Consider the following 13,530-nt stretch of genomic DNA (forward strand, 5'->3'; position numbering starts at 1 on the left):
AATTCATTCCTGAATAAAATAAATTGGACTGGACCAGGCCTCATGGCCGTCTTCAAAGGCCGCGCAGAGCCAGAGCGGATTGTCACCCTCGATCAGCCCAATGTTGCGCTCCAAGTGGAGCGAAAAGACACTGTAGTCCGCGGGCTGCCGGGAGATTCTGAGTTCGCGCGCCAGCTTGCCGTAGCTTTCCACGAAAGGCGTATGATCGATCTCCGTGATATTCCTTTTTACGGAGCCCATCGGGGTTTCAATCTCGAACGTTGCATCGTCATCCGAGAGGACGAGATCAATTCCGGCCATGTTTCCGGTCGTGATCGACGACCATCGCAGTTCTGTATCCGATATCTGCTTCAGCGGTCGATCTGGATTTAGGAAGTTGATGGGCTTGGCGCTGATGATTTGGCCTCCTGACAATTTGAGTGAGCCGTCCCAGGTCGTCTGCCGAGCCCGCCCCCGGTACTCGGCGCCGCTCCATTCGATGCGAAGTCGCCGTCCCAGAGGCGAACCTGCGTGAGGGCGGATGGTTTCAAGACATTCACTACCGCGCCTGATCTCAAGACTAAGAATCGCTGCCGAGCTTGCAAGATCGATCATCAGTTTGGCGGTCTTTCCGCTCGATGTGACGATATCGCCCATGATGGCTCGATCGGCTTTCTTCGAACGCGCCCCTTCAATGCGAGGATCGTCGATCCAGATTGTTGCCGGATGATCAAAATCGGAGCTGACGGCGAGGTGAATCCGCGAACCAGAGGTGGCATAGTGGTGCCGCGCATGTAACGCATCGAACACATCGCCCCGCGTGAGTGACGGCATTAAGTAGCAGGTAAGCCCGCCAAGGGCGCCGAACATGGAGGCCCCAGGAGACTCGTAACCCGGCCTCCCCTTGTGGCCGTCGCTGTTGCCCACGATACCGATACGATAACCCTCTCGAAAGGCATCGTCGGCGAGCCATTCGAACGTACCCCAACTAGAGTGGACTTCGACCGACCGTTCGAGCGCGTGGTCGTGCGCATAGGCGATGTCGGCGTAGCGGCCACCGCAATGCGCCCACACCACCGTGTCCTGGTGGGAGCCGAGAGCGCTGAAAAGTTCTCGCGCGTCCCAGCAATCCGTCTCGAGATCCGTGCGATCGGCGACCAGGGCATGGGAGGAGCGGCGGATGGTGCCGGTTTCATGGCGGTAGAACACGTTACGGTCGCCGCCGAGAGCCGTGTTGCCGGACCATTCATAGCCGGGGATTGTCACAAATCTGCCGGGCTCGTCCCATTCCTTCATCGCTGTATTAAGCGTCTGCCAAAACTCCGGCGTTATCTGGAAGTCGTTCCCTTGATGGCCGATGATGTCGAGGCAGGCGGCATCCCGCGCGTATTGCATGTAGTCTTCGATCGATCCGGAGCCGATCGTCTCACCGGATTGTGCGTGCAGATCGCCCCAGAACGGCCGAAGGTCAAGGGATTGAACGGTGACAAGCTTGTTCGACTGCGCAATCGGACGATCCTCTGACATCAAGTCGATCAGGATTTCGCCGATACCGGTAACGCGTAGTCCTTCGATACGACGAGCGGTGTCGCCTTTCCCAAAGGATATCGTCCGCGGCACCCCCTCGATGGGCCCCGTCGCTCTCAAACCGAGGCGATCAAACGGCACGTCGTCCGTCGGATTGCCCCACATGTCCTCGGCACGAATGCACAAGGCGACCTCGTCTCCGATCGCCCGGCAGGTGGGAAGGATGGCTTGCCATCGCGCCGCCGGTCCCGCAATAATCGGCATGATGGGGACATTCGGAACTTCGACGTAAGTATAGGTCGCGATGGGATCGACCAGGACCCGAAAGCAAAACTCCGGATCAACGAAGGTTTGCATACGCATGCCCGGACCGCCGCCGTCGGTTCCAAATGATACAGTAATCGTGTCGCCTTCCTTCAGGAATCCGGCGGCCACCTTGATGTAGAGCGTTCGGTCCCACGGCCTCGTGTTTTGTTTGTAGTCGAACCGGGTCTCCAAGGTTGCGCCATTCGACGCAGTGACGCTGACCCAATTTGGCGCCGCGGGATCCGAGAATTGTGGCCGGCCCATATCGGACGCGAACCGGTAGCAAATCTTGAGCGATCCGGTGTCGTCGATCCCGTACCGGCCCGCAACGTAGGTCAGCACAAACCGGCAGTAGCTCCCGGCAGCAAAGGGGCCACAGTTGTCTATGCTGACGGAGCCGGCATCGCGCTCGCTGACCGGTGTGACCTCCGGCATCCAGTTTGCGAAAGAAGTCTCATTTCCCATGATTTGTCGCCTGCTTGGAGGTTGAAGTCTGATCTCGAGATTGCAGTCGTCGAAGCCTATGCGATGACCGAAGTCATAGACTCCGGTATCTCAATTGCTTTGCGCGTACAGACGTCGAAGAAAACGTGGGTCACGGCCACGGAGTAGAGGAACGCATCAGTTTCGGCATCGATGATAATGTGGCGCGCATCAACCAACTTGCCGGTCTTTCGCGTGAGCAAACTCTTCACGTCGAGAAGCATGCCCGCCAGCACAGGCCCATGGAGGGCAATTTCCATATCGAGCGTGGCCGAGCCTACGATCAGGCGACCCCCAAGATCGCGCTGACGTCCGCGTTCAAGACCCGCGTGGCAACTCGCGTGATTCAACATCGCAACGAGCTTTTGCCTGCGAAGTCTTGCGTTTTGGACGTCGCCGTCCAAAATCGAGGATCGGCCGCAATGCCGCAAGCCGACATGGCTCTTGTCGACAAGCACCGACGGCTGTGTCGCCCGCCCCGGAGCTTCCTGCGGCCGCTGTTCATATACTTCGTAGTCGATGTCAGCCGTGGCGGCCAGGAAGCCATCTTCAGTCCTTGTGAGCGCGTGGCGCACCCGAAAGATCCCCGGATCGACCGGCTCGAAAGCCGACATTGTGATTTCGATCGGGGCACCCGCCCTCAGCTCGCTGTGGAACGTCAATCGCTCACGTAGCGGGCCGAGCTTTTCCCTCACGAGCAAATCATTGCCCACACTCTGCCAGGCGTCATCAAGCCCGACCTGTTCGGATAGGTCGAAGCGCTGGGCGTAGAACTGAATGTTCATATGGCCCATTTGATCGCATTCCCAGGCATCGACCGCGCCCCGATAGGTTAGCTTCCCGCGCGACGCCAGCTTTGCGGTTTCGTTGACCAACGTGCTCATGAGGACCGCGACATGCCCCACTTGCGGACAGTTCTCTGTTCGAGAGTCCGGAAGAATACGCCTTCCATGACGAGCCCGATGATGACGATCACCAGAAGGCCCGCGAAGACCTCGGGAATGTCTAGATCGTTGCGCTTCTCGAAAATGAACCAGCCTACACCCCCGCCCTTCGACGAAGCGCCGAATACAAGCTCTGCCGCAATCAGGGTTCGCCAACCGAAAGCCCAAGCGATCTTGAGGCCCGCGATTATTGACGGAAGCGCTGCCGGCATCAGGACTCTTGCGACGTACTGCAAAGGGGCCAAGCCGCAATTGCGCCCTGCCATGCGCAGCGTTTCGCTTACCGAAAGGTAGCCGGAATGCGTGTTGAGCGCGAAAGGCCATAGCACCGAATGTGCCAGCACGAAGATGATGCTGCCTTGTCCGAGTCCAAACCAGAGCAGGGCCAGAGGCAGAAGCGCTATCGCTGGAAGGGGATTGAACATCGACGTCAGTGTCGCCAGCACGTCGTTCCCCACCCGCGTGACGATGGCGGCCGTGGTCATCGCAATGCCGAGACCGATACCGACCGCATAACCGATCAGCAGCGTGTGCAGCGAGTTCCAGGTTCGCGAGGGGAGCACCCCATTGATCGTGGATTTCCACAAAGCAACGAGCACGTCGGACAGCTTTGGAAATACGAGGTCATTACTCACCCACGTTGCGTAGGCCTGCCAAACAAGTCCCAGGGCCACCAACACAAGCGCACGCCGAAGGCCCTCATTGTCGAGCAGCCGCTTCCAGAGCGGTAGCGGAAGTACCACAAAGGTCTTGTCCGGCTTGCCGAGGCGCTCGACGACAAAGTCCGGCCGTTCATTGGCATCCGCTAGAACCGTCATTGACTCTTCTCCACCGCGCTTCGCTCGCCTTCCTCGATCAGCATCGCCGTAATCCGCTGTTCCAGCGCTTGGCGTTGACTGACGTCCCAATCGGACGGACAGCCGAACTCGGCGCGCACCTGGCCCGGATGGGGCGACAACAGAAGGATGCGCGATCCAATCCGCGTGGCTTCGTCGATCGAGTGAGTAACGAAAAGCATAGTGAAGCGCAGATCGTCCCAAAGCCGCAGCAGTTCGTCCTGCAGCCGACGGCGGGTCAGGGCATCGAGGGCCGCAAACGGCTCGTCCATCAGCAGCACGTCCGGCTCCATCGCCATGGCTCTTGCGATAGCGGCGCGCTGCTTCATGCCGCCCGAAAGCGTGTGCGGGTAGGCGTCGATAAACTTGCTGAGGCCGACCTTATCGAGACTTGCTCGTGCGCGTTCGATGCGCTCCTTACGCGTCCAGGGCTTCGACGACATCGGGAAGGTCACGTTCTCCAGCACAGTCCGCCAGGGAAACAGCTGATCAAACTCCTGGAAGACCATCATCCGGTCCGGACCAGGCTTGCCAATCGGGCTGCCCTGCAGCGTAATCTTTCCTTCAACCGGCCGAACGAACCCTGCAACCGCTTTCAAAAGTGAAGACTTGCCGCAGCCCGAAGGTCCAAGCAGGATGAAGCGATCGCCATGGTGAACTTGAAAACTCACACGCCATGTCGCAGTCACCAGGCTCGTGCGCGAGGCGTATTGCAACGTCACACCATCGACGTTCAGCAGCACGCTTTTGCCAATGACGCGGGAGGGAACCTTCACCTTCGCATCCTTCTGTGCGGCTAACATCATGAACCGCTCGCACCGTGGAGGCCTTCAAAAAAAAAGTCCTTCCAGGAAGTCGGACGCGATTCCAGGAACCCGGTCTTCGAGAGAAAGTCGGCAAACTTCTCTGTTGATTGCGGGGCGGTCGTGTACACGTTGCGCGGATCCTGCACGATCTGCAGAAGGGTTTCGCGTTCGCTTTCAGGCGCGTTGGTGACGCGCATATAGGCTGCAACGGCTGCGGGCTTGTCGGCCGCGATCCTTCGCATGGCGTCATCCAACGCCAGCAGAAATGCCCGGTACGCGACCGGCCGCTTCTCGACAAAACTGGAAGCCGCCCACACGGCCGAGAAGGTCACCGGCCCGCCCATGATCTCGAAGGAATCGACGATCTTGTGCATGCCCGGGTTTCTGAGTACTTGCTCCTGGTAAGGTGAACTGCCGAAATAGGCCGAGATTGAGGAGCGTGGAGACAGCAGCGCGGCGACGGCATCAGGGTGCTTCATCGACACGGTCTGCGCGTCAAGGGCAGCGTATTTGTCCGCCCCAAATGCTTGCGCAGCGGCCATTTGCAGAAAGACGGCTTGCAGGGAGACCTTCGGTATCGAAAGCGCGATCTTGTCTTCAGGTTTGAAATCGCGAAGGGATTTGATGTCGGGTCGGTTGGTGACCAGCATCGCGGGTGAGGAGTCGAGCGCTGCAATGCCGCGAACCCTCATGTTTTTTTGCGTGCGATCCCAAAGCTTCAACATGGGCGCAAGCCCGCCGGCGGCGAGGTCGGCCGATCCCGTCAGGATGGCATCATTCAGGGCACCGCCGTTGCCGAGGTTCTGCCATTCAACCCGCAGATCGAGCCCAAGCTCCTTGGCTCTCCGCTCCCACATTTCCTCGGCCTGCATCACGGAAAGAGGCAGGTAGGAAATCCCGTATTGCAGAACGACTTTTGCCGTTTCGGCGTGGGCGCCCTGTACCTGCAAGCAGGTAAGGCCAAGCAGCAGGAACGCCAGTGCTGCTCGGGCGCGGCGGATCAAACATCGGGTCAAATCAGAAACCAGGTTCATCATAAGACCTCCTCACCTGCTTTGGATGTTCAGGCCGCCAGGGCCTTTGCGACCTCATAGGGCGCCGCCGTGAGCTCAAGCTCATATTCCACTGGCGGCACCACGATCTTCTGGAACGTTATCGGCTCACGGTGCCGGCTGGTCGCCAGCACCCGGATAACCAAGCAATGGGCGCGGCTGCCGAGGCCGAGCTTTTTCAGGATATCGGCTGACGGTCGCTCGATACGGGCCGTCTGACTGATGGCGAGGGTCGGCGCATTGAACTCATCGCTGAGAATCTGCTTGAGGTTTATCCCTTCGAGGTTCGACATCGGAAGGTCGAGCAGTCGCCCGAAGCGCGAAGCCCGCAGGTACATTTCGCTCCAGCAGTTGAATTTATCGTCGATGTTGATGAGGCGGTTGATTTGGACATAGCCGACCCGATCCTCACCCAGGATCGAGTTCGAAGCCGGCAAACTGGCCACCCGATTGCGGCTTTCAACGGTGGCATAGACCGGCAACAGCTCTTCGCGCGTGGGGTGGCGAAAACGGTAATGCCAGAGCTCCCTGAGTGAATTCCGCGCAGAGCGAACAAAGGTGCCGCGCCCGTGCTCGCGAACCAGATCGCCGTCGTTCGTAAGCGCGTTGAGTGCCTTTTGCACGGTACCGAGGCTCAGCCCTGTCGCGCTGCAAATCTCGCGCTCGCCCGGAAGCTTCGCGCCATCCAGGATGGCGCCGGAAGCGACGAGCGACGAAATCGCCTCGTACAACTGCGCAGCCTTCGAAAGGCCCTGACGCTGCGAGCGCTCGAAGGAGGCGGAAATCATCGACGCTATGCCGGTATCGACGCTATCGACGCTATCGACGCGCAAAATGCGCCCCGATGGCGTCTTCGCCGCCCCGCGCTTGGTTATTTGACCCGCGCGACCCGAATTGATCTGCTTTTTCACTGCAATACGCCTTGGTTGCCGAACAGCTTTTGATGCGCCTCATCGTCAAGCGGTGCCTGCTTGGCGACATCCTTGAAGAGATCCATGCCGCGGCTTACCGCCGGCCGGCTCGACACCCGGCCGAGCCAGGCCTTTGTCCTTGGGAAGCGCTCCAAATCCTGACCTTGTCGTCGGTGTCGGCAGATCCAGGGGAAGGTCGCCATGTCCGCAATGCCGTAATCGTCGCCCGCGATCCACGCCGTGTGTTCCAGCTGCCGCTCGATGACACCGTAAAGGCGCGTTGCCTCATTGGTATAGCGTTCGACGGCGTAGGCGACGTCTTGCTTGGCATAACGACGAAAATGCGTGGCCTGACCCAACATCGGCCCGAGACTGCTGCACTGGAACAGGAGCCACTCCAGCGTCTTCGCGCGCTGCGACCCATCGGTCGGGAGAAACCTGCCGGATTTCTCGGCCAAATAAATCAGTATCGCGCCAGTTTCGAAAACAGACAGCGGGGCACCGTCCCGCACGACATCACTGTCGGTGATGGCAGGAATCTTGTTGTTCGGACTGATTTTGAGAAACGCAGGCTCGAACTGCTCACCGCGTAAAATGTTGACCGGACGGGCATCATATCGCTCGCTCAGCTCCTCGAGCATGATCTGTATCTTCTGCCCGTTTGGCGTGGGCCAGGTGAACAATGTGATCATGACGCGTGCCTCGCTGCCAATCTCGATATACCACCCCGTACCCTCAATATTTCTACAGCACAAGAGCTATATAGCTCTTTGTTTGGGCAGACTGCATGCTATTTTACAGGCAATTATGCTGCTGCTGAAAATCTCGGCGGTCGCTGACCTGTTTATGTACTCTATAGCTCTTGAGCATCGAGGGACTGTCCTCTAAAGGAAGGGCTCACGAAGCAATTCAAGGGCACACGGCAATGACGACGTTGAATCGCAGCACCACCATCGGAGGCGCGATTTTCGACGGAAGGTCTTCTTCTGAACGCCATGCAATGATCAGCCCAACCGGTCGGCCGATCAGCTACGCGCAGGCCAATGCGTCCGTTCAACAATTGTCTCAAGCCCTTTCGGCAGCAGGCATTGGCGAGCGCGACCGGATTGCGACCTTGCAGCCACGCGGCGCGGCCGGAATGATCGCATTCCTCGCCGCATCGACTGTCGGATGTTGTTGTCCGATGAATCCCAGCATGCGAGCGGAGGAGTACGAAGCGTACTGCCGCATGCTCAAGATTTCTGCGGTTCTTGACGGAACCTCAAGCGCGATTGCCGTAGAAACCGCTGCGAAGCTCGGCCTGCCCCTGATCTCATTCACTGACAACGACGGTGAAATGAGCGTGAGCGTCTCACGGCCGCGCACGCGCACGCGCAAGCATGAAGACACCGAGCTTCCGCCTGGTACCACCCTTCTGATGCAGACTTCCGGTACAACATCGAAGCCCAAAATCATTCCCCTGACGCACCAAAACGTCCTGTCCGCGGCGCTTGGCATTGTCGACTGGTTTGACCTGACGCCCGACGATGTGTGCCTCAACCCCATGCCCCTTCACCACATGCACGGGCTGGTAACCGCGGGCACGGCCTCGCTGCTTGCCGGATCGTCGGTTTGCTGCCTCGAGGCTTTCAAGGCGCCGAGCTTCCACGAGGCGTTAGCGGCACTTCAGCCGACCTGGTTCACCGGCTCGCCAACAATGCACCTGGCATTGAAAAACTTCTACGATCGAGGACCGGACCTGGTACCAACGACAAGACTGCGCTTTTTCCGATCGTCCTCCGCCCCGCTGCCGGCTTCGATCATCGCGAACCTCGAGACACTTTTCGCGGCGCCCCTCATGGAAACCTACGGCCTCACCGAAACAGCATCGATGGTGTGCGCCAATCCCCTGCCACCCCGTCAGCGCAAGATTGGCTCGGTGGGCGTTGCCGTGGGCGCCGAGATCAGGATCTTCGATGATGGAGGGCGTGAAGAACCGGCCCGAGAGCCCGGGGAAATCGTGATCCGGGGCCCCAGCGTCATTCGCCGTTACCTCGGCAATAATGAGGCCAACAAAATCCTGTTTCATGACGATTGGTTGCGAACCGGCGACATTGGCTACCTCGACGAGGACGGCTATCTCTTCATCGTCGGGCGCAGCAAGGAGCTGATAAAAAGGGGCGGGCTATCGGTTTATCCCGATGAGGTCGACAATGCGCTCATTGCGCATCCAAGCGTTGCGGAATCGGCCAGCTTTTCGGTTCCCCATCCCACCCTTGGCGAAGAATTGGTTTCCGCAATCGTCCCGGTCGCGGGCCAGACGCCTCATGAACACGACCTTCGCACCTATCTTGCCAGTCAACTCAGCACCTACAAAGTGCCGGCCGCAATTCTCATCGTGCCCTATCTGCCAAAGAACGAAGCCGGCAAGATCATGCGGCGCGAGGTGCCGGCGCACTTTCAGAGCGCCTTTGAGCCGCGCAATCAGCCGCCGACCAACGAGCTCGAGCAGACGCTGCTCGAACTTTGGCGAACGGCCCTGGTTCGGACCGACTTCGGCGTCGACGACAATGTACTTCTGCTCGGTGCCGATCCCATTCGTTCAGGGGAGCTTGCCGAGCAATTATACGCACGGACCATGCTGCGTCTGTCCGTCAAGGACATTCTCGCGAATCCGAACGTGCGATCGATGGCAAGCCATTTGAGCCAGACAGGATAGCCAGATGGGATTCGCAACAGTCACGCAGGACGGGGCGATTTTGACCGTCACGATCGATCGCCAAGAGCGGCTTAACGCCCTGCACTCGCCGGCCCACTTCGAATTATCTGGCATCTTCGATACGTTTGAGCGCGATCCTGGCCTGCGGGTCGCAATCGTGACCGGCGCCGGTCAGAAAGCCTTTTGCGCCGGAAATGACCTCAAATTTCAAGCCGAGGGTGGCACGCTCGAGCGTCCTGCGACCGGCTTTGCCGGTCTCACCAAGCGTATCGGCCGGACGAAGCCGATCATCGCGGCCATCAACGGCCTGGCGTTCGGCGGCGGGTTCGAGACTGTCTTGAGTTGTGATCTTGCGATAGCGGCACCATTCTCCCGTTTCTGTTTGCCAGAGGTCAATCGTGGGCTTGTGCCGATGGTTGCACTTCATCTCTTGCCACGTCAGCTGCCGATGAAGGTCGCCAAATCGCTGTTGCTGACCGGCGTCGAATTCGGCGCCGAAGAAGCGCTCCGGTGGGGTCTCATCAACGAGATTTCCGAAGCGGATAGTCTCATGAGCGTCGCGCGACAATGGGCCGATCGCATCGTCAGCGCTTCGCCGGTCGCGGTCGCAACCAGCATGGACATCATCGAAAGAGGCCTTGCCAATCCGGACATCACGGCGGGCTTCAATACCGAATACGACAGTTTCAAACGGCTGCAGGCGAGCGACGATTTCATCGAGGGACCGCGCGCCTTTGCGATGAAACGTAAGCCGCAATGGCGCTGAGTATCCGAACTACCTTTCGGACAACCAAGAAGGATTTGGCCATGCTCCAGAAGCGGACCTTGATGATGCGTCTGAAGTCGATCGTCGTGACGACGCTGCTCTCCACTCTCCTGCCCGCGACGGCCGCCCTGGCGGACACCTCCCATGTCAAGATCGGATCAGGCTTCGGCATCCACTATCTGCCATTTTACGTGATGGAGAAGGAGCAACTGCTGGAGAAAAAAGCTGCGGCCACCGGCCTCTCGCTCAACGTGACCTTTGCCCGGTTCTCCGGCGGCGCCTCCCTCAACGATGCGATCCTGTCACGCGCCGTCGATATTGTCGGCGCCGGCGTCGGACCATTCTCGATCTTGTGGGACAAGACCCGCGAGAACCTGAAAATCAAGGCTATTGCCGCGATGGGAGATATCCCCCTGGTCGTTCTCACCAACGACCCGCGTATTCAATCGCTGTCCGATATCCGTGAAGGGGATCGGATCGCGCTGCCGGCCGTGAAGGCGTCCATGCAAGCGACGCTGTTGCAATTCGCGGCAGCCAAACTTTACGGGGACGCAAATTTCAACAAGTTCGACCCCTTTACCGCGACGATGGCGCACAGTGAGGCTTTGACCGCGCTGATTTCGCGAAGCGGCCTCATCAATATGCATTTTTCCGTAGCGCCGTACAGCACACGCGAACTCAAGGAAAAGGGCATCCGACAAATTGCCGACACGAGATCTATCATCGGTGGTCCAATGAGCCTCAATCTGACATTCATGAGCCAAAAGTTTCACGACGATAATCCCGTCATTTGTCGTGCTTTTCTCGCAGCGCTGTCCGAGGCCATGGAGCTTATCCAACACGATCCGGCACGGGCTGCGGAAATCTATCTTGCCAGCGACAAGGCGGCTGGCGCCGACCAAGCGACCGTGGAAACCGTGCTTAAGGATTTGAAGCCAGCGTTCACGGTTGTCCCGCACGGTGTCGGCGTCTTTACCTCCTTCCTGTACCGGGCCGGCATCGTCAAGCATGACCCGAGCAAGTGGAACGATCTGTTCTTCGACGAAGCCAATGCCCTGCAGGGAAACTGACGGGCGGCGCGGCGAATATTTTTGGTGATTGAAATGAATGCTTCCCCTTCGGTGGACCTTGGCGAGAAGCCATTTGCCTTTCTGCCACTTCCGGCCGGACGATCGACGGCGAAACCCCGACGCGTCGGCCTCACCATGATGATCGATCAAGGACTCCCGGCACATTATGCCGAAGATCTGGTCGCATGCGCGGGTGAGTATATTGATCTGGCCAAGATCAAGACGGGGACCGCACGCCTTTACCCCGAGCGCGTGCTCCGCGCTAAACTCGAGCACTACAAGGACCACGCCATCAAGCCGTTCATTGGCGGCCAATTTCACGAATTTATTGTTGCTACGACGGCCGGGCGTGCGTTAACAGCCTTCTACACCGAAGCAATCCGCCTCGGCTTTTCAGCGATTGAAGTCTCCGACAATGTCATTCCGCTGACCGATCGCGAGCGGAGAGAGCATATTCAGCGTGCACGGGACGCGGGACTTGAAGTATTCGGGGAGGTCGGGGGCAAGGATCGCCGCACGACGCCCCAAGAACTTCTTGATCAGGCCGCTATTTGCCTCGAGGCCGGAGCCAGCTTGGTTCTTGTGGAAGCGGCCGAACTTGTCGAGGGCGGACGCGTCGATCGCGCTCTTTTGCAAGCGGTCACTCAGGGCCTCAATCCGGAACACGTCATGCTGGAGTTGCCTGGTCCGTGGATACCCGACGTAAGGACGTGCGACATCGAAGCACTAAAAAAGCTTTTAGTTCTCGAATTTGGTCCTGACGTGAACGTGGCAAATGTTGCGCCGGATACGGTGCTTGATTTCGAAGCGACCCGCACCGGCTTTGGCGTGGCCGGACCGCTGCCGTCGCAATTGCAGAAGCCCGCGTGATTCGACCGGCTTTTAGCAGGGGGAAGCCTCTAAGCGCGAATTGAGCGAGCCACTTTCGGCTTCATGACGATCGGTCCATTGCGCCGGATAGAGGGCAGCACTCACAGAAGGTACGGATACTAAGAAGCTGTTCGCCTTACGTAAAAACCGGCAAAGCGCTTGGCAAGTTTGAGCTAACTTCAGCGAACATGTTCTAAGGAGATCGTATCACAATTGCATGCGTCAGGGAGAGACTGACGGATAATCGCAACTAGGTTTAAGTCCCAGACCCGCAACACTCGATTGTTGCGATTGGTTGAACGGCAAATTCCCAGGCTCGTTGCTGAACAGATCCAAATCTGCGGCACCTGCGTCCCGAACGCAGTGAACATCTTCCAAGTTGTTGATTTTTCTCGTTGCGATAGGTGCGTCTCGTTTTGTTCACGGTCGTTTCGCCCAATTCGTTGGACGTTGCGGTTGACGTACCAGTTCAGACCCGCCGTGTGGACGGTCTGTTTTCTGCCCGCCACGCCATTCGCGGTTGCCAGCTGATCGTTGAGATCGATCATACTGATTAGGCCTCGACGCTAGGTCAGCTCGAAACGTTCTCGTACCAACGCTCCAGTGCGGCGTGCTCACCGGGCACCGAAAAATTCATGGCTTTGGTCGCAAAATCGACAGAGACCAATGCGGTGATGTCTGCCGCCGAGAACGTGTTGCCGGCGACAAAGGGTACTTCTGCAAGACGGCTATCGAGATCGGCGTAGAAGTTTTTCACCCGAAGCCGGCTGCGCTCGGCCAGCGCCGGAATTTGATCATAATCGTGGGGTCCAGCAATCGCACGGCCCTTGAGGCGTTCCGCGGCGTTGCGAACCGCTTCCATGACGGCCGCAAAACCCTCGAGTTCGGCGCGCCGTTCCCACATGGCAACCAGCGCCTTGTCTTTCGGCGTCGACCCGAGCAAAGGCTGCGCCGGATAGACCTCTTCGAGATAGCGCCAGATTGCCGGAACCTCACCGATCGCAGTGCCGTCTTCCAAAACGAGTGTGGGTACGACGCGTCGCGGATTGATCGCGCGGTAGGGATCGGAGTGTTGCTCGCCCGTGGCGAGATCAACCGGTGCAAGAGCGATAGCGATGCCATTCTCAGCGAGGAAGATCCGAACCCGCCGGGAGTTCGGCGACGCGGCGGAATGGTAGAGTTTCAGGTCATTCGACATCAGGGAGCCTCATCTTCTTTTGCTGCCGGTACGATGGTCGGTGGCAGAAGCCAGCCAGACTGCGAATCCTGTCGTCCGATCTCG

General features: G+C 58.7%; 13 protein-coding genes. 4 read left to right on the plus strand and 9 right to left on the minus strand.

Annotation, left to right across the window (positions count from 1 at the left end):
- Window positions 1-3: 3 nt before the first annotated feature.
- The 7 genes from JQ567_RS28030 to JQ567_RS28060 are packed head-to-tail and all read right to left on the minus strand — an operon-like array spanning window position 4 to window position 7,536.
- The gene (locus JQ567_RS28030; protein WP_212441812.1) at window positions 4-2,277 is read right to left on the minus strand and encodes a DUF3604 domain-containing protein; all 2,274 of its coding nucleotides are present in this window, start codon (window positions 2,275-2,277) and stop codon (window positions 4-6) included.
- 56 nt (window positions 2,278-2,333) lie between these two features.
- Window positions 2,334-3,179, minus strand: coding sequence for a hypothetical protein (locus JQ567_RS28035; protein ID WP_212441813.1), 846 nt, complete (start codon window positions 3,177-3,179; stop codon window positions 2,334-2,336).
- Window positions 3,176-4,057 (minus strand): ABC transporter permease, encoded by an 882-nt coding sequence (locus JQ567_RS28040; RefSeq protein ID WP_212441814.1) that lies wholly within the window; start codon window positions 4,055-4,057, stop codon window positions 3,176-3,178. The genes JQ567_RS28035 and JQ567_RS28040 overlap by 4 nt, the downstream gene beginning before the upstream one ends.
- Entirely contained in the window at window positions 4,054-4,881 is an 828-nt protein-coding gene (locus JQ567_RS28045; protein WP_409363635.1) for an ABC transporter ATP-binding protein, read from the minus strand. The genes JQ567_RS28040 and JQ567_RS28045 overlap by 4 nt, the downstream gene beginning before the upstream one ends.
- Complete coding sequence (locus tag JQ567_RS28050) at window positions 4,878-5,915, minus strand: ABC transporter substrate-binding protein (protein WP_212441815.1); 1,038 nt, start codon at window positions 5,913-5,915, stop codon at window positions 4,878-4,880. The genes JQ567_RS28045 and JQ567_RS28050 overlap by 4 nt, the downstream gene beginning before the upstream one ends.
- 29 nt (window positions 5,916-5,944) lie before the next feature.
- Window positions 5,945-6,844: a GntR family transcriptional regulator gene (locus JQ567_RS28055; protein WP_212441816.1), complete on the minus strand. Its 900-nt coding sequence runs from the start codon at window positions 6,842-6,844 to the stop codon at window positions 5,945-5,947.
- Window positions 6,841-7,536 carry a glutathione binding-like protein gene (locus tag JQ567_RS28060; protein ID WP_212441817.1) on the minus strand — a complete coding sequence of 232 codons (696 nt, stop codon included), beginning with the start codon at window positions 7,534-7,536 and terminating at the stop codon, window positions 6,841-6,843. The genes JQ567_RS28055 and JQ567_RS28060 overlap by 4 nt, the downstream gene beginning before the upstream one ends.
- A gap of 233 nt (window positions 7,537-7,769) precedes the next feature.
- Between JQ567_RS28060 and JQ567_RS28065 the strand changes: the two genes are divergently transcribed.
- The 4 genes from JQ567_RS28065 to JQ567_RS28080 are packed head-to-tail and all read left to right on the plus strand — an operon-like array spanning window position 7,770 to window position 12,248.
- Entirely contained in the window at window positions 7,770-9,542 is a 1,773-nt protein-coding gene (locus tag JQ567_RS28065; RefSeq protein WP_212441818.1) for a non-ribosomal peptide synthetase, read from the plus strand.
- Between the two features lie 4 nt (window positions 9,543-9,546).
- A complete protein-coding gene (locus JQ567_RS28070) occupies window positions 9,547-10,308 on the plus strand; it encodes an enoyl-CoA hydratase-related protein (RefSeq protein WP_212441819.1) in 762 nt (253 codons plus the stop codon).
- A gap of 41 nt (window positions 10,309-10,349) precedes the next feature.
- Window positions 10,350-11,378 carry an ABC transporter substrate-binding protein gene (locus JQ567_RS28075; protein ID WP_212441820.1) on the plus strand — a complete coding sequence of 343 codons (1,029 nt, stop codon included), beginning with the start codon at window positions 10,350-10,352 and terminating at the stop codon, window positions 11,376-11,378.
- A 33-nt stretch (window positions 11,379-11,411) separates the two neighbouring features.
- Window positions 11,412-12,248, plus strand: coding sequence for a phosphosulfolactate synthase (locus JQ567_RS28080; protein ID WP_249165778.1), 837 nt, complete (start codon window positions 11,412-11,414; stop codon window positions 12,246-12,248).
- Window positions 12,249-12,427: 179 nt separating this feature from the next.
- Here the strand turns inward: JQ567_RS28080 and JQ567_RS39115 are convergent, their stop codons facing one another.
- Window positions 12,428-12,796 carry a porin gene (locus tag JQ567_RS39115; protein WP_212441822.1) on the minus strand — a complete coding sequence of 123 codons (369 nt, stop codon included), beginning with the start codon at window positions 12,794-12,796 and terminating at the stop codon, window positions 12,428-12,430.
- Window positions 12,797-12,819: 23 nt separating this feature from the next.
- Entirely contained in the window at window positions 12,820-13,446 is a 627-nt protein-coding gene (locus JQ567_RS28090; RefSeq protein WP_249165770.1) for a glutathione S-transferase family protein, read from the minus strand.
- Between the last annotated feature and the right edge of the window lie 84 nt (window positions 13,447-13,530).

Source organism: Bradyrhizobium sp. AUGA SZCCT0431 (assembly GCF_018131065.1).
Taxonomy (GTDB): Bacteria; Pseudomonadota; Alphaproteobacteria; order Rhizobiales; family Xanthobacteraceae; genus Bradyrhizobium.